15 protein-coding genes are annotated in these 17,031 nt (G+C 53.2%); 7 read left to right on the top strand and 8 right to left on the bottom strand.

Features of this window, described 5'->3' with window-relative positions:
• Positions 1-3: 3 nt before the first annotated feature.
• Positions 4-1,623 (bottom strand): methyltransferase regulatory domain-containing protein, encoded by a 1,620-nt coding sequence (locus tag C5Y83_RS09710; RefSeq protein WP_158262302.1) that lies wholly within the window; start codon positions 1,621-1,623, stop codon positions 4-6.
• Positions 1,624-2,019: 396 nt separating this feature from the next.
• Between C5Y83_RS09710 and C5Y83_RS09705 the strand changes: the two genes are divergently transcribed.
• Positions 2,020-4,170: an FHA domain-containing protein gene (locus C5Y83_RS09705; RefSeq protein WP_105329471.1), complete on the top strand. Its 2,151-nt coding sequence runs from the start codon at positions 2,020-2,022 to the stop codon at positions 4,168-4,170.
• Positions 4,171-4,226: 56 nt separating this feature from the next.
• Positions 4,227-5,678, top strand: a complete 1,452-nt coding sequence (locus C5Y83_RS09700) for a type VI secretion system contractile sheath domain-containing protein (RefSeq protein WP_105329470.1) — start codon at positions 4,227-4,229, stop codon at positions 5,676-5,678.
• Between the two features lie 91 nt (positions 5,679-5,769).
• On the opposite strand, the gene C5Y83_RS09695 is transcribed toward C5Y83_RS09700, so the two are convergent.
• Complete coding sequence (locus C5Y83_RS09695; protein ID WP_105329469.1) at positions 5,770-6,732, bottom strand: deoxyhypusine synthase family protein; 963 nt, start codon at positions 6,730-6,732, stop codon at positions 5,770-5,772.
• A gap of 149 nt (positions 6,733-6,881) precedes the next feature.
• On the bottom strand, positions 6,882-7,304 hold the full coding sequence (locus tag C5Y83_RS09690) for a winged helix-turn-helix transcriptional regulator (protein ID WP_105329710.1): 423 nt from the start codon (positions 7,302-7,304) through the stop codon (positions 6,882-6,884).
• A gap of 152 nt (positions 7,305-7,456) precedes the next feature.
• On the opposite strand from C5Y83_RS09690, the gene C5Y83_RS09685 reads away from it, so the two are divergent.
• The 3 genes from C5Y83_RS09685 (at position 7,457) to C5Y83_RS09675 (ending at position 10,538) form a co-directional block, all read left to right on the top strand.
• The gene (locus tag C5Y83_RS09685; protein ID WP_105329468.1) at positions 7,457-7,903 is read left to right on the top strand and encodes a cupin domain-containing protein; all 447 of its coding nucleotides are present in this window, start codon (positions 7,457-7,459) and stop codon (positions 7,901-7,903) included.
• Positions 7,904-8,193: 290 nt separating this feature from the next.
• Positions 8,194-8,913 carry a metallophosphoesterase gene (locus tag C5Y83_RS09680; protein ID WP_105329467.1) on the top strand — a complete coding sequence of 240 codons (720 nt, stop codon included), beginning with the start codon at positions 8,194-8,196 and terminating at the stop codon, positions 8,911-8,913.
• A gap of 137 nt (positions 8,914-9,050) precedes the next feature.
• Entirely contained in the window at positions 9,051-10,538 is a 1,488-nt protein-coding gene (locus C5Y83_RS09675) for a PcfJ domain-containing protein (protein WP_105329466.1), read from the top strand.
• 27 nt (positions 10,539-10,565) lie between these two features.
• Here the strand turns inward: C5Y83_RS09675 and C5Y83_RS09670 are convergent, their stop codons facing one another.
• Positions 10,566-10,853 carry a hypothetical protein gene (locus tag C5Y83_RS09670; RefSeq protein ID WP_105329465.1) on the bottom strand — a complete coding sequence of 96 codons (288 nt, stop codon included), beginning with the start codon at positions 10,851-10,853 and terminating at the stop codon, positions 10,566-10,568.
• Positions 10,854-11,119: 266 nt separating this feature from the next.
• On the opposite strand from C5Y83_RS09670, the gene C5Y83_RS09665 reads away from it, so the two are divergent.
• A complete protein-coding gene (locus C5Y83_RS09665; RefSeq protein WP_105329464.1) occupies positions 11,120-11,722 on the top strand; it encodes a DUF456 domain-containing protein in 603 nt (200 codons plus the stop codon).
• Between the two features lie 10 nt (positions 11,723-11,732).
• On the opposite strand, the gene C5Y83_RS09660 is transcribed toward C5Y83_RS09665, so the two are convergent.
• The 3 genes from C5Y83_RS09660 to C5Y83_RS09650 form a co-directional block, all read right to left on the bottom strand.
• Positions 11,733-12,278, bottom strand: a complete 546-nt coding sequence (locus C5Y83_RS09660) for a DUF1697 domain-containing protein (protein ID WP_105329463.1) — start codon at positions 12,276-12,278, stop codon at positions 11,733-11,735.
• A 6-nt stretch (positions 12,279-12,284) separates the two neighbouring features.
• Positions 12,285-12,752 (bottom strand): hypothetical protein, encoded by a 468-nt coding sequence (locus tag C5Y83_RS09655; protein ID WP_105329462.1) that lies wholly within the window; start codon positions 12,750-12,752, stop codon positions 12,285-12,287.
• Positions 12,753-12,879: 127 nt separating this feature from the next.
• Entirely contained in the window at positions 12,880-13,494 is a 615-nt protein-coding gene (locus C5Y83_RS09650; protein ID WP_105329461.1) for an antibiotic biosynthesis monooxygenase, read from the bottom strand.
• Between the two features lie 156 nt (positions 13,495-13,650).
• On the opposite strand from C5Y83_RS09650, the gene C5Y83_RS09645 reads away from it, so the two are divergent.
• Positions 13,651-14,502, top strand: coding sequence for a hypothetical protein (locus C5Y83_RS09645; protein ID WP_105329460.1), 852 nt, complete (start codon positions 13,651-13,653; stop codon positions 14,500-14,502).
• A 105-nt stretch (positions 14,503-14,607) separates the two neighbouring features.
• On the opposite strand, the gene C5Y83_RS09640 is transcribed toward C5Y83_RS09645, so the two are convergent.
• Positions 14,608-16,809, bottom strand: coding sequence for an SHD1 domain-containing protein (locus C5Y83_RS09640; RefSeq protein WP_158262301.1), 2,202 nt, complete (start codon positions 16,807-16,809; stop codon positions 14,608-14,610).
• Between the last annotated feature and the right edge of the window lie 222 nt (positions 16,810-17,031).

Raw genomic sequence — 17,031 nt, 5'->3', positions numbered from 1 at the left:
TCGCTATTCGACCAATAACGACGCGTTCGAGAGTCGCTTAAGCACCTCGTTAACGGCTTGCGACATGACGACATCCATGGTCAAACTTTCGGGTTTTTCTCCCTTTTGTTGAATGACCAGCTTGCCATCATCGACCAACCGCTTCAGTTCAGCGACCAGTTGCTCGGAACTGCGTGTACCGTCGACAAATGGGGTCATATGTCGAGTTAAATCATCCACCGCGACGGTCTCGTGCCGTGCATTGGTCAGACGATTGGTGTTTTTCGCTTGCATGCGAGCCACCGCCGAAGTTTTCGGTCGATCGGAAGCTTTGTTGGTAAACAGGGAAGGATTGTATTGCAGTTCCACAATGCCACTGACCGTCATGTGGATAATGTTGGTGGCCAGCGATCGCTTCAGTGCATCGATCTTTGTGGCATCCGAAATTGTATCTTTGACCAAAGTATCCATTGCGTTCTGAAACAATTCGTCGAAAGAGACCGCAACTGGATACGATTCCTTCAAACGTCGCACCGTCGAAACCACCAAGGGATCTTGAGTAGTCATCGTCTGACGTGTGGTTGGGTTAATGAAGGTAGTGGCTTGATTCACTTCGGATTGTGGCGACTTGCCTTCTTCGGCCTTTTCATCCAAGTTGCCCGCAATGTAGGCACCTTTCAGTGACTCTAACCGCAGAGCACGCGTAATCGGCGCCTTCTTATGGCATAGTAGCGTCTGACGGAAAGTGCGATTGCGAACGAAGTCGGCATACTGCTCACGTTGGACAATATCAGGAGCGACACGCTCTAGCGTTTGGGCGATTTCTTTCGGGAAATTACCGATCCACATCGTGGCTAACTGAGCTTCGCCCAAGTATTGCAAATCGCGCTGTTTGGCCCGTTCGATGAACTCGTGGAAATAGATTGGGGTGTTGTCTTTCTCTAAATGCTCGTGAAACAAGTAATTGTCCGACTGCCGGCGAATCAATTCGAGTTCGCTGTTGAGCAGCATTCCGTACGCACCTCGATCAGCAGAAACGCTCTTGGCGAGGAATTCCAACAAGGCTCGTGATTGCTGAATGCGTCGGGGTGGGTCATCGAAGTTGCGGACATGGTAATTCATCATGTCGCGGATCATTCCACGTAGATGCCAGCCTGGGTATGTGTTGTAGCTGACGTATGCGATCCCGTTTTCCGACAGGTTGTTCTGGCAAATTTTGAACAGTGCTTCCTGGACATCGTGTGGAATCCATGAGAAGACACCATGAGCGATGATGTAGTCGAACTTGCCGAATGATTCGTCGATGTCCGCACAGTCCATGTGCTTCAGTTCGATGTTGCTTAGCCCCAATGTTTCAATATTCTTGCGACCTGACTCGATCTGTTTCTTCGAAAGGTCGACACCAACAAACGTGCTTCCTGGCAGGCCTTCCGCCATCGGAATCAGATTGCCCCCAGCGGCACAACCGATCTCCAGCACGCGGCAATTATCGATCGGAGCGGCATCGAGCCCGAACAGATGCCCGACAGCCGCCAAACGTTCCGGGTGAGACTGACGAAACGGGTGACTCGGATAGGGAACGATGTCGTAGCTGTACTCTTCTTCAGTTAGCGTGGCTGGTTGCGGGTTTTCGGCAGTGCTCATGAGCTCTTTCGCGAAAGGGGGCAAGAAGAATCGAATACTTGATGGGGAATGGGGCACATCTGCCCGGTTAACCATAAGGATTCATTTTTTTCACGATAGGGGCAAGTGTCGTGATGAAACACAGGAATCTGGGGGAAATCTCGCGGTTTTCGAGTCAATTCTTGACGATTGAACCTGATAAGACATTTGAGGCAAACCGCGCGATCTGGGCGATCATTATTTACGCAACGATTTTATCGATCGACCGATAATGACGTTTGGCGGCTTCGTGCCAGGTTGTGTCTTATGCTTCATTGTCGATAGGTAATCAGGTCGTATTAGTTTGACGGAGCACCTGGATACTGATTTAATCGGACAATGGACACTTTCCCCTAAATTTAGGCGCAGATAGTACTAATGCTGGTAGTTCTTGAGGTGGTCGTCGGATCGGAAGTTGGACGCCAAATCAAAATTCCGCGAGATCAGACGTGCAAGATTGGACGCACCAATTGGGCGGACGAAACCTTCTCGGACGACGTCATGATGTCGGGCCAGCATTTCGAGATCCAGAACGACGGAAAATATTGCTGGCTTCGCGATCTCGATAGCCGAAATGGAACGCGGGTCGATGAAGACTTCGTGAAAGAAAACTTGGTTCTCCGCGATGGTCAGACCATTTTCGCGGGGCGAACTCAGTTTGTGGTGAAGATCGACGGCGGCGCTAAGAATCCCTACGAATCAACCAACTTTGGCAATTTCGAGCCGGTCGATAACCCAGGGCTGATGTCGATGGCGTTTGGCAGCGGTTCGGTCCCTACGACCGACCCTCGATTTCAGGGAGGAGACACTCCGCCACCGCCAACCAATCTGCCGCCCAGTGCTCCGCAGTCCCCTGTCATGCCAGCACCGCCTGCATCGCCAAGTGGGCAACATGGTCACAATTCGCCCGAATTTCCGCCTGGGGGTGGGCATTACCCGCCTGGTACTCCACGTCCTGAGGACGCCCCACCTTCCTGGGATGCACCTACGCCGGAACCTCCTGGGCTACCTCAATCTGGTCCCGGGCCAGCCCCGCCAACGCATCTTCCCCCAGGCTCACCACTTCCTGGTCAACCGTTGCCGCCACGACCGGGGCAACGAGGTGGTGATGCTCCTGTGTTCAAGTTCGCGAAAGGAGGCAACAGCCCGCCGCCGCTTGGCCCACTTCCCGGAGCCCCGACGAACTTTCCGGCACCTCCTGGCAGCCCGGCGTCACCTCCGAACTTTCCAGCGTCACCGCCGAGTAGCCCTCCGCAGCTTCCTGGTGGCGTCCCGGATATGGGATCTCCTCCACCACCGATCGGAAAGGCACCACTTCCGCCAGGAACGCCTCCCGCCTCGGCAGAGCCGCCAACGAATATTGAACCAGACGAAGAGGGCCCGGTATTTGGCGGGCTTCCCCAAGAAACACCTCCGCACGAGTCGCCACCCAGTTCCGACTTAACGCCACCGGGCTCCGCAAGCCCGCCTCCTTGGTTGGCTGGTGGTGGATTTGGCGGATCCGGAAATCCAAATCTCGATTTTGGTTCCCAAGAGTTCGATGACGACGCCGGGCCTGGCCTCGATTTTGGAGAAGATGTCGATGACGATCCCCAGTTCGGGCCGCCATCTTTTGGCGGGCCGAAAGGACCATCGTTCACCAATCAAAAGGGACCGTCGGCAATCAATCCAAGTTTGATTGGATTCGGCGACGAACCGCCGGGTAATAACATCGTCGGTCCACCGCCAAGCGAACCGGGCATCCCAGGTGCGGATAACTCGTCACCCTTTCCCCCGCAACGTCCGCAGTCTGATCCAAATTGGCGAAATCCTGAATACGCCTCATCGGAACCTCCCGTATCGTTCGCCGACGAGAAGCCGGAGACGGTACCTGCGAAGCCATCGGCCGATTCAGTACGCGGGTTTTGCTTCCAAGAGGAAGCAGCAGACTCGGGATATCCGGTTTATCACAGTGTCCTAGAAGGCGTACCGCAGGTTCCCTTCTCGCCGTTTGCGTTGGTCAGCCAGTTGGCGAAGTTGGCCAAGCCGGTGTTGGCGATCCACTTCATGCGAGCTGAAAAGCCGATTCCGGAAGACCTGGAAGGTGTTCCGCTACGTGCCGATTTGGATGCCAAGTTTGCGGCTCTTGGTGGGCCGATGCTTTACTGCCCAACCGATCTGGAACCTTTCCGCGAGATCATCAACGAGCTATGGGGTATGGATGCAATCAGCTGCCTCTTTACCAGTGGTGACCCTCACGCGATCGTCGAACATTTCCGCGAAGGTCTGTTTGCTCCAAAGCGAGGCGATTTGCCTGAACCAGCCACGCCTGGCCCGCAGTTTTTTGCCGTCTTCTCACCAAATCTGTTGGCAACCTATTTGTCGGCGCGTGACCAGGAGACGGTGGACGAATTATTAGGGGGTTCCATCGAAGTCGTTCTGACCGAGGTGGGCGACATGCCTGACAGTTGGCAGTTGTTCACCCGCAAGTCGTGGGCGGACCAACTCAAGGGGCTTGGCATGAATCGCGTGGTAGCTCAGCCACAATAATCGCTCGGTACCTGTTCAACCTGATTACGGACAACGATTGTTCGGAGAGAGTCATCATGGCAGAGATTCAAGTCGGAGCTGCGCTGGCTCGCTCGACCCCAGCTGTAAACGAGAAAACGCCTCTGCACGTGCTGTTGCTTGGTAACTTCCGCGGGAGCGGACACGCAGCGGAACGAAGCAGTCCGAAGCCGGTTGTTGTTGATCGCGATAACCTCTACGAACTGCCGGAACAATTGGGAGTTCGACTCGACGGTTTGCTCGCGTCTTCAGATGGGCAAACGCAGGATATTGAGTTCCACGAATACGAAGACTTCGAGCCTGACCAGTTATTCGAGAAACTTGAAATCTTCGAGCACTTGCGGACGCTCCGTCGCCGCTTGCAGAACCCCAAACATTTTGATGCGGCCGCCGCAGAAGTGTTAGCTTGGACAGGGCCGGAAACCTCGGCTTCACCTAGCTCTAATGATGTGCCCGTCTCGGCGGCGGCACCTGGCTCGGAAGATCTGTTTGCCGATGTCTTGTCGCAATCGGTTGATGGAGGAAGTTCGCCTCTGGAAAGCGGAGATTGGAACGGCTTTATACAAGGCGTCCTTGCGGCCAGTGCGATCCAACGTGTCGATCCGCGTCAGGATGAATTAGTCGCCGTCGTCGATGAAGCCATTCAGGAAACGATGCGGCAGCTACTAAGCGGGCCGAGGTTCCGCAGCCTGGAGATGAACTGGCATGGACTGCGGTTTCTGACCTTTCAAATCGAAACGCATGCTAAGCTGAAGTTCTACCTGCTCGACATGACCGAGGAGCAGTTCCACGAGACCTTGGGCGCCGAGAACTGGCAGGAAAGCTGGTTGGTTGAAGCGATTATCACGCCATCCAAAACGCCCGGGGCAACTTCGTGGGGGCTAGTTGGCTGCTTGTTTCCGTTCAGCACGCGGGAGGAAGACCTGACCGTGGCAAAGCGATTCGGATCGATGGTAGAAGCAGCCGGAGCGGGCGGGGTAATCGAATTACTGGCTCGCAAAGGGCAGTGGCTTAACCCCGACGATGCGATTCATGAAACGTGGAACGACGCCCGCATGAAGATGCCGATGACCAGCATCGCTGGGTTGTGGCCACGTGTGCAATTGCGACTACCGTACGGTAAGAAGTATCGCTCGACCGAGCGTTTCCTATTCGAGGAAATATCCAGTCCAGGTGGAAGTCAACTTGCATGGGGTAGCCCTGTTTGGCTCGCATGTGCCGCAATCGCTCATGGTTTTAACGAACGAGGCTGGGGATTGGACACTGCGGCGGTCTCGCAGTTCAGCGACCTGCCTCTCTACTTCGATCCAGCCGACGATGGAGATGCCTACCCTTGCGGTGAACACCTGCTTACCGATCAGGAGTCGGCCGCGCTGATGGAAATCGGCTTGAGCCCGATCATCTCGTTTAAGAACCAAGACCGCGTCCAAATCCGCGGCCTGCAATCACTTCGCGGTGGACCATTGCATGGTCCCTGGAAAGAAGCCTAACGACCTAGTTTCCAACATACAAAAAGCCGGAATAGGCAAACGCCCATTCCAGCTTTTGTCGTTGAACGAAGTTGCTGCTCGCAGCAAACGCTTATTGCCCCAAGATGTATGCAAACATTAAGGGAGCAACGATCGAAGCGTCGGAGTTGATCATGTACTTCGGGCTGTCTTTGCCTAGCTTGTACCAAGTGATCTTCTCGTTGGGTACCGCGCCGCTGTAAGAGCCGAACGATGTGGTTGAGTCCGAAATTTGGCAGAAGTAGCTCCAGAGACTCGCGTCTCGCATTTCTAAGTCTTGCAGGATCAGTGGGACTGCACAAATCGCGAAGTCGCCAGCGATACCACCACCGATTTGGTAGAAGCCGATCCCCTTCTTTTCGTGCTCGAGGTACCACTTCACCAAGTCTTGCATCATCCGTGTGCCTGGGTGGATCACGTTGTGCGTCGACAAAGTACCGTCATAAACACGGGCCGCGAAGATGTTGCCCAGGGTCGAGTCTTCCCAGCCAGGCGTATAAACTGGAATTCCCTTTTCGTAGGCTGCCAGAACCCAGCTATGCTCAGGCGGGATCTGGTAATGCTCCTGCAGCTTGCCATCCTTCAGCAGCCGGAAGAAATAGTCGGTAGGGAAGTGCTGTTCCCCCTTTTCGTCCGCTTCTTTCCAATACTCGAGCAGGTTGTGCTCGAAGTGGCGAATGACCGTTTCCGGAATACAGGTATCGGTGACCCGATTGAAGCCACCCTCGCGGAGCTGGAATTCATCTTCCGGTGAGAGGTCGCGGTAGTTCGGGCACATCTCGTAGTCATCGTGAGCAACGAGGTTGAAGAAGTCTTCCTCGAAATTTGCCGCGGTGCAGCTGATCGCATGGACCTTATCCTGACGGATCATTTCCGCCAGCGAAATACCAAGCTCGGCGGTACTCATCGCCCCAGCGATCGACATGAACATCTTTCCGCCTCCTTCGACCATCGACTTGTAGGTCTTGGCAGCGTCTAGCATCTCGCGAGCGTTAAAATGGCGGTAATTCTTCTCCATAAACGCGCTGATGCTCATGGCCAGTTCTCCTGCGGAAAGTAGGGGCGATGCCCAGGGGAAAGATAAAAGGTTCGAGGCGCGAAATTATAACAACGCGGCAGGGTGAGCGAAATCGGGCAAGCGGTGCCCGGCAGGTAAAGGGGCCAAGCAGAGACAAACCTGGCTGTCTACTTCCCTTTTCCCTTCCGTGACTTCGGACTTTGCTTTGGCGTATCCTGCTTCGGAGGTGAAACGGACTTTTGCGAGATTCGTTCTCGAGGGATCTTCGCGTCCGGGAAGTGTTTTTCTCCCCAGCGGGCTACCGTGATCGCTAGCTCACGTAGCGGTTCTCCGTCTGGCGTCAGTTCGTAAAGGACTTGCCGACCATCGCTTGGATCTGGTTTCCTCGTTACGTAACCAGCATCGGTCAAGAGCTTCAGCCGTTTGGCCAAGATGTTGGAAGCAATACCCTCCGGACCTTTCAGGAACTCGTCGAACCGGCTCTTGCCCATGACTAAGTCGCGGACGACGAGCAGTGTCCACTTATCGCCCAACAAGTCCAGAGTACACGAAATCGGACAGTTGGATCGACGCGGAGGAAGGGCTGGCATTTGATCGCTTGCAAAATGAAAGTGAGTTTTGTAAGGTGATCGCAGTTGAACGGAAGTCGAGTCATTTTCGTTCACATCGTTTCCGGCCTAAAAAGAATTCGATGCGCCGATTGGCTCAAGCAATCGCGTCAAAATGACATGGAGTTTTCAATATGGATCAACGTTATGGCTATGTAAATGCTGGTCCCTTAGACCAGTGGGGTGGTTTCCGATTTCAGCTGCGGGATATGCCCCCGGTGCCGAAGCGGTTTCTGAAGAGCGAGCTTAACTTGACTGGTATGGAGGTCTCGTTGAATTGTTGTCCAGCTGGGGCTGGTATGCCTTTCGCGCACAAGCATTGTAAGAACGAAGAGGTGTATGTTTTCCTGACCGGCGAGGGAGAGTTTCAAGCGGGCGAAGATATTTTGCCGATCAGCCCTGGAGCTTGTTTCAGCTGCCCGCCAGAGATGACTCGGGCTTTTCGCAACACAAGCAGCGTGCCAATGGAATTCATCGTGATTCAAGCCGAGGCAGGGACTTACTCCGGATCTGGCGAAACCAACGATGGAGAAATTGTCCCTAACGCGTTGGTCTGGGGTAACGCTTCTGCGAATTCGTAGGACAGATAGCGATCAGCTGTCAGTGGAGGAATTGATCCCTGCGGGTTCGCTTTGCTTCTTGAGGGAAAAATGAAGGTGATTTCCCTCTTTCGTTCCGTCTTCTTTCTTTTGAAGACGCGAACCTTATTCCATGACAAGCCCTCTCGAATGGGAAGCAACTCTCTATAGGCTTCCTTCGGATCGCGGTACTTATCGTGCGAATCGTCTCTAAACCCTCTGATCCTTCATGGCGAATCCCTTTTCTGAATGCGGGAAAAGGGCAGGGGGGATACTATCGAGAGTCGCTGCCGGTGCAGACATCTCAAGTAGATCAGTTGCCAGGGGACCTCGACGCGATCGTGGTGACGGCCGATCTTCAAGGACGAGAAACGTTTGAATCGTCGCGTGGGCACCCACCGCGTTTGTTGGGGGAAGTCGTTCCTGAAGAACTGGAGAACGAGATCCTTCCCGAGTTAGGCATCGATCCCCAGCGTTGCGGCGCGATCCTCGCCGGCGACTTTTATACGGTACCGACGCTCGATCGACGTGGTGGTACCGGCGACGTCACTGCGGTATGGCAGGCATTTGGCCGATGCTTCCGGTGGGTGACCGGCGTGGCTGGCAATCATGATACGTTTGCCAGCGATCTAGAACACGTCTCCCAAATGGGAAGAAATATTCACTTCCTTGACGATCAGGAAGTCGTCCTAAGTGAATTAACGATCGCCGGAATCGGGGGCATCGTCGGAGACCCACGCCGCAACCAGCGAAAGAGTGATCAACACTTTCGCGATTGCCTCCAGCGTCGCATCCATGATGAACTCGATATTCTTATTCTTCATGATGGACCAGGCGTACCAGAGCAAGGATTGAAGGGCTCGCCATTGATCCGAATGATTGTCGACGTTCTGCCACCACCGCTAATAATTCGTGGCCACTGTCATTGGGAAACGCCACTTGTCGATCTGCCATGTGGTACTCAGGTGCTAAACGTGGACAGCCGGATTGTCATCTTGCTACGCAGCCCGTGAACCTGTTTCCATCGATAATGTCTTACCTCAACAAGTAATCTCTCATTTCCCCAAAGGAAACCAAAAAATGACTCGTAATTCAAAGCCCGCGAAGCTGCATTTACCATTTTTCTATCCCCTCCGCGTATGTCATCAATATGAGTCGAAAGAAAGAAACAACGCTGGCCGAGCAGCCGGATCATGATCTGCTGAATCATCTTCACGGTCTTGGGTTAACGTCGATCGAAGCGTATCAAGATTGGTGCGAACAAAATGGGTTCAGCCGCAAGCTACACAAATCTTGGCAGCTTCGTTGCCGCGAACGTTATTTCCTGACTCAGGCCGCCGCGGAACAGCGTCTGAGGACGAAGAAGAAAGAAAAACGTAGGGAAATCGATTTGCTGTTGGCTATCTGTCGCCACGAAGTGACCATTCACGACGTCACCCAACCTCATCTTCAACGTCTCTGCAACATCGTCCAGCCTAGCAAACGGCCAAGAGAAGAACGCCATGTCGATCGCGGCGCCCTTTCTCGTCTGATCACACACGTTCATCGTTGTCGAGCTAAGTTGTTTGATAATTCTCCTGCGATCCAATACGGCGACTTGTGGGGAAGGACTTACCTTGATGCAATGGCGATGATGGCCGCTTATGCGCCATGGTGGCTGCGCGGAGTCGAAGACTGGAAGCCACGCACTCGAAGTGTTACCCGTCAGTTTGCCTCGCTAGTGCGGCATCTTTTCGTTCAGTATGACGACGTGCCACGTTTCTTTGACTCAGTGTGGTTTGCCGGCGAGACAGATGAATCGGCAAAACGACGAAAGTGGTACGTGCACGTCGGCAAGGGACAAAGTGTTCGTACTTGTGATCTTCCTATTTCGTTTACTAAAAAGATGGCGCATCACTTCATGCTTGCCCCGAATGATCTATCAATCGATCAAGCGCTGCGATGGGGGCAGATCCATGGATTGGGTGGCGATGAATGTCTCGCCCGGGCGATCCTTGGTACTCATCTTGCTGAAAACTTCCAAAATGACGATTTCTGGACGACCGTGATTCGCTGGTTGATTAGCCACCCAATGCTCGATCGAGTGCATGTCGGTCCGATCATAGATTACTTAAATAACCAACGCTTTCAGCCAGCCCCAGGTTACGAGCAAACCGCTCTTCCTACGCAGCCGAATCTCACGATGAAAGGACGCACGCCGGAGTCCCTGTTAGCACGTGTTGAACATTGGCATCGCGGCCTTGTTAAGGAAGCTCCCCATCGCCGAGTTCGAGAGTGGACTTCGACTGGGATTCCACCATATGAATTCGAAGAAGGCGCCTTCGAAAACTACAACTGGAAGCGTTGGACGATTCGCGAACTCCTCAGCAGTCGGGCGTTACTTGAAGAAGGTCGAAGGATGAATCACTGCGTGGCGACTTACGATCGATCATGTGCTAGTGGGCACTGCTCGATCTGGAGTATGGAGATCGAATCGCACGAGGGCATCAGCAAGGCATTGACCATCGAAGTCAACAACCAGGGACCTACGATCTGCCAAGCTCGCGGAAGAAGAAACCGAGAGCTCAACGACAAGGAACGCTCGATCTTACTTCGCTGGGCGGACGAAGCGGGTTTGCGAATATCGAGGTTCTTATGAAGAAGTCACCGCTTTCGAACTGGCAAGTTATGGATGCGTTCGGTGTGTTTCCAGCCATTTGATTTGGTCGTCGAGCCACTTCTGGCAGTTTAATTGTTTCGCACGAACGTTTAGCGAGTCAAAGAGTTCCTCATACGTCATCTCTCTCTTGGCCACTTGCTCCAGTTCTAGCGGAACATTGTGGAGAAGATTGGCCAGGCCAAAGACCGGGCGACTCTTGAGATCGCCGCCAAGCTGCCGGATTTCAATTAGGGCTATGTAGAGTAAATCGTGAATCTGTCGCCGCCGAAGTGTTTCTAAGTCGTTGATGGTCATCTGTCCAGCGTCCTCTGCAAAAGGGGGGCTTTCTTGAACTTGTGGAATAGGCGTTAAATCGGCGAAACTGTTTGGTGCTCTCGAAGATTTGCCTAAGCAAGAGCGAAGTACTTTGAAGTACTGGATAAATCGCAGAATGAACGGTTAAAAAGAGCGGGGCGTCGCACGACCTCAAGGAAGACTCATTGAATGAACGCCGCTAGTTCGCAGCTAAGACTTGCGTAAAATAGGGGACGTCCCCAACTTTCTACCTGAGTACCAACCCTATGGTTTACGTCGCTGCTTTATTGCTCATGTTTGCCAATCTGGCTGCGTGGGTATCCACGTTGTTCACGCTGCCAGGCAACTGGATTCTGCTGGCGTTTACGATCCTTTATGCCTACTTTCTACCGGCGGATTATTTTCCACGTATCAGTTGGACCGTCGTGATTTTTGTGGCGGTGATCGCATTGATCGGCGAACTGATCGAGTTCCTGGCTGGTGCGGCCGGAGCGGCGAAACAAGGGGGCAGCAAGCTCGGCATCTTCCTGTCATTGGTCGGTGCGTTTATTGGCAGCCTGGGCGGGGCGATCTTTCTCAGCTTTATTCCCCTGATTGGAACGATGGTGGGGGCGCTGCTTGGTGGCGCCTTCGGTGCGTTTGCTGGAGCCTGGCTAGGTGAGCATAACACGCAAAAAACATCGGAAGAACGCTTTAATATCGGCAAAGGCGCATTCATCGGCCGCATTCTCGGAACGGTCGGTAAGCTTTCGATGGGGGTGATTATGCTGGTCGTCGTGACGCTCGACTCTTTTCTCGATATGAAGGGTTACCCTCAACTCAAGTCGCAGCCACCGATGACAGTGACCGTGACTTCCGAAGCGAAGTAACGACCGGCAATCAGTCGAGATGCTTTGCGATCAACTTTCGGATGCTGGTCATGTTCCGCATCGAATGCGTAGGAAGTTTAATCGCTTTCGTCTCAGGCAACTTCCACACGTCTGATTCTGAGATTTTGCCCAAACATCGCCAGTAAAACTCCTTGCCGGTTACTTGGAAGGCATCTTTCTCTGTGGCAATCGCCGCAAGTGCGGCGGCTTGATGGGCGGGTAGCTTCTTTTGTAGAAAGGCGACATGGATTGTGTAAGCTGGGTCACCATCTTCTGGAAACGATTGGGATGCCCCGATTTTCTTGACGTCCGTCGTGGTCCGAACGAACGTGTCGACCTGATACCCTAGAGATTTCTCAAGGTGTTGTGCGATCTGATCGGGCAGTTTACTGGCGGTAACATCCGTGGCGAAAATCACATTACCGCTTGCGATAAACGTCTCGACTTCTTCAAAGCCCAATTCGATGAATAGGTCACGCAAGTCACTCATTGGTAAGCGGCGTTTTCCCAGGTTCATACCGCGCAGAAAGGCAACATGGCGTTGAGGTTTCGGCATGAGGATTTATGGTTTACCTTTGAGAGGCGAAGGAGTATGAACGGAAACGGAATAAGGACGTGTCCGGCCCAACGGTTGGTTGAACTGGCTACTTAAAATCTGCCCGTGATAGAATCCGAACCCATCGCTCTTCAACCGAGTGCTTGAATACCATTTTTTTCCGGTGGCCGTAAGCGTCCAGGCAAACTCTACAAGATACGTGTCTTCTTCCGGGGAGTATCGTACATCCTCGACTTCGGTTGTGACCGTCGATGGAATGTTCGTCGCTTTGATGAATTGCTTCGCGACCTCCTCCGCTGGAATTGGCATCCCAGAAACGGCCGATGTCCTGAGTTCGTTTTTCAAATCAAGAACGGCGTTGTAGGTCAGGACGTTGGTAAAGATCAGTGCTAAGATCGCAATCCACAGAATCACAGCGTTTAATGAGAACCGAAAGCCTGGTCGAGCAATCGCTTCGTCTTCGTTTTCAGTCACAATTTTGTTAGCTGGAAAAGTTGTAAAACATAAATCACTAGAACGTTCGTCCACTATTGTCACCTTTGAGGTGGTTGGCTCGCAACCAGAAAGGCATTCTTGTGAAAAGCCATCTGGTGACGAACGTTCAATCAGGGTCGGATGGTGGTGTGGATTTCGTGATTGGCGGATGGTTCAACACACCGATATGTTGAACCGGAGGATAGAGCCACGGCATAAACAACTGTGTTAGCCACGGCATGACAAACCATGCCAGCGTGATCACGACCAGGACGTTCACCATGGCCCGCACCAATAAATCGGGCCATCCCGTCAGCAGGGGTGGCAGCACCAGCGACCATATCCAGGCACTCGGGTAAACAGCCAACCACGTGATGATGGCCATCTTCCATTTCGCAGGTGGGTTGGCTTTCGGATCGCGGAAGAATGCTTCCAGGCCATGTAGTTTTCGGCGAACACCTTGATCGACGACAAGCGATTTTGTTCGCTCGTGGAAGTCTCGGAAACGCTCGGATTGATAGAATGCGTCACACGATTCCTGGTTCTCGAACGATCGCAAGATACCAAATTCACAGCCATGCGTTCCCGGAACCGGCGCCAGCAGTAGCACGCCGGCCGTTCCTGGTTCGTGCAACGATGTACGAGCAAACTCACGCAATGCAGCCTCATAGTCAGCTTCCTTGCCAGGTTTGACTTCGTGTGTGATGGCAACATGAACTCGGTTCGACATAGCGTCTTTCATGCGTTGGTTTCGCTTCTAAGCTCAAAAACGGTCGGTGGCTACGGTCTGAGAGATGGCGCTTACGGGATTCTTTTCACTTTTTACGCAACAACCAAAGATTGTCGACGATAATCCGATAACGTTCCACTCTACACACCTAGGAGATAGACATACGTTATGTGGCAGATTAGCGCTTCGGTTGGAAGCTATGAAAGTGGTGCCGTTAATAAGCAGCCGGACGTGAGAACCGTCCAACAGATGTTGACCGAGGCTGCAAAGAAGCTGAACAATCCGCGATTTCATCCCGGCGGCATCGACGGTTTAATCGCTCGGTCAGGAGCAAGTTCTGCCACAGTCACCGCGATTACCAACTTTCAATTATTGCGTGTCGGCATGGTGCGGGCCGATCAGCGGATCGATGTTGGTGGCAAGACTTGGAAAACGTTAGTCGCGGCGATCGGAAACATTGCGACGCCCATTCCAACGCCTGCGGCTGGCAATGTCACTTTGACGGTGCGTCACGGTGGAAAAGTACCAACCCATACCACCCGACAAGGAAATGCCGCACCGACTTTCAGTGGGATGTACGAGTCCGTATTTCTGCTCTCTGGTGGCTTGTCAGGGACCTTTCGGGGGTCGATCTGGCCCGATGATATGACCGTCAAGGGGCGTGTTGTTGACGGTACTTATCCTCTGCATATCGGGTTCCATAAAGGGGGTGGTGCCGCACGTCAGGGCGCAAATAATCTTGTGGTCAAAACCCAAGGCATTCGGCCAGGATTATTGGTAAACTGTCGGAACGCAGTGAGCGTCGAGAGTGATAACCCCACCAAGAAGACATCGTATGGGATTAACGTTCACAATGGCTTCCGAAACCAGCGTTTCTCCGATGGTTGCTTAACAATCGAACCGTCGGATTGGCCCAAGTTCATTCAGAAGTTTCTGGATGGCTTCCCGAACATCAACGACTGGCACACCAATGGCGTGAATTCCGGGAAGAAGATCGGCCAACTGGTCATTCAGCCGTAATCAAGTCGCATTCAAGGGACTCTACATCCCCTGAAAATCGAATCAGCCAGCGTGCATGTCACGCTGGCTGATTGTTTTTCTTGGTGACGACCGATTGTCTCGTGCCTATTTGAAAGGATCTTCTTCCGTAGCATCGATAACCGTCGACTCGGGACGTTCAATTTGTGGAGGCGGTTTCAGGTCGCCTGCTTCCAAGCCGCGTGTCGACACCGAAGTCGTTCCCAGACCGCGTCGGTAATCCTTGTGGATGATGCGGCTAGGGATGTCGGCATACTTGAAGAACGACGCATTCGCGAGCTGCGATTCGTTAACCTTCGACTGTGCCGTTTCCCCTTCGCGAAGCGACATGAACATTGGCGAACCACTCTGCCGGCGGCTCGACCAAATGATGTCATTCGCCTTGACGATCTTCAGCGAATAGATGTTGGGAATGTACGTCACCGTCTCTTCCCGCGAGCCCCGCGAGAAGAACGAATTGTTGTAGTAAGTTGTCGTTTGAGTTTCCCCTTTGGTGGCGTCGGCGTAAATGATTGCCGTGGGATTCTCCGCGTCCAGGATCCAACCGTTCTCTTCGATCTTCGCCAGCAATGCGTAGTAGACATCGCGATTGAGTTGATCGCCACAACGGACCTCTAAACGGACACGTTCGCCGGGGCGCGTAACTTCCAGGTCTTCACGGTCGACGGTGCCGAAGACTTCTGCTACTTTCGGGCCTGGCAATTTTACATTCCCGACGGCGAGCCCTTCATTGCGATTGTCGTCGCGAACCGAAGCACCGTACACCAAGTGATCGTTTACCACACGAACCAGTTGTCGTTCTTCGTCGCCATGCTTGGTGGTGTGCTCGAACTGGTAACTCCAGATAACGATCCGCTGCGTCAGACTAAACAGCAGGAGTTCGCGATACGTTTTGACCATCAGCTTATCGCTGCCCAGCCAGAACATCGACTTCACCGTGGTGCGGCCGATATCGTCCGCGTGGTAATACTGAGGTTCTGCGGTCGCATCAGTGAGGTTCCATACGGCCAATTGGTGGTTATCCAGCACAGCGGCCCGTTTGCCATCTTCGCTGAGAGCAACTGCTTTCGAGCCTTTCGGAGCCGGCAGGGAGGTCATGATACTGCCGGACAAGGGATCAAAGATTCGGACTTGGTCTTCTTCCGGGAGGAAAGCGTACTTCTTCGTTCCACTAAACGCCGGCAAATTTGCGTTGAACGCTTCTTGTTTAATACGATACGCCACACTTTGTTGATCGACATTCCACCCGACGTATTCTCCTTTATCCCATCGCTGCAAGACGACGTGTCCGTCAATAATCTGCGCCCAGGGATCTTCGCCCGTACCTTCGGCCGGATGGGCTTCCCAACGAACAACCGGCGTTACCATTTCGTCGGTCGGAAGGACTTCCCAAATCGCCAAGGCGATCTTCTTCTTAAAGCCGCGCGTTTCTCCATCGACATAACTGTAAGTCAGCAAGCGATGCGTTGGAGGATGGTAGTCGAGCACGTACTCATCGGGCGGAAGTTTCTGCTGGCTTTCGATCCTCTTGTCAGCAATCGACACCCAGATCAGTCGCGTTGATCCGTCCCCTTCGCGAGGATGACGTTCAGCCGACGCGAGAACGAGCGATTGTGGTCCACCCACTGGAATGATGACACCAAACTCTTCCCCATCGCTATAGCTACCAATTCGTCCAAAGGCAGCTCCACCTTGTTGGAGTTTCATGTAAGCTGGGAGCGGATCAGGAAGAATCGCGATTCGATCGTCATTGGAAATGGCGACTTGAAACTGGCTGCCGCCGCTTCCACCTGCGAATTTGACCACCGGCAAGTGGGTGGGCGTTGGTGCCGCTGCGCCCCCCATCTCGCGGCGAATCCGTTCGATATAACGTTGATCGCCGTCACTGAGTTTCGAGATGGGAACTTCCAACTCCGCCATGTCGGGCTTACGAATTTTGAGCGTATCGCCGTAGATCCCCAGCGGCGCGGCCATGATTTTGAAGCTACCGGTGGCGTCGGTCCAGTTGCGAGCCGGCGCAATGGCGTCTTCTTCGTAGGCAAAACGGACGAAGTTCTCGTGGAAGATCTCGACCTTCGTTCGGCTACCGTCCTGATATTGCACCTGAACTTGGCCAGTCTTGCGGTTGAGATCAAGAACGGTGCCGTTGTACCACTTCTTCCAGAAGTCTTTATAAACCTGGACGACATCTCCTCGACTGAAACGCCCAGCATTCGCCGTCAAAGGAAGCGTCAGCAATAGGACCATCGAGAAGAGGAGTCCGACCTGAAGACGTTGCTTGAGAGTCATCGGATTCACCATGCCACATGCGCATCGAAAAATAGGAACAGGATAAGATCGGTCAGGGGCGCGCGACTCAATTACACGTTCGCTGGCGGGCCTGAAATATTGTGGGGGGCATCAACCCATCTAAGAAAATTTATTATGGCAGGCCGTCTGGGTGGTGTCAGGACTGATTTCGGATAATTGCCTGATCGACGAGCAGAATCACAAATAACGAAAAAAGACCTG

Source organism: Blastopirellula marina (assembly GCF_002967765.1).
Lineage (GTDB): Bacteria > Planctomycetota > Planctomycetia > Pirellulales > Pirellulaceae > Bremerella > Bremerella marina_A.
The sequence above is the reverse complement of the archived record's forward strand: the minus strand, read 5'-3'. Positions and strand labels throughout refer to the sequence as shown.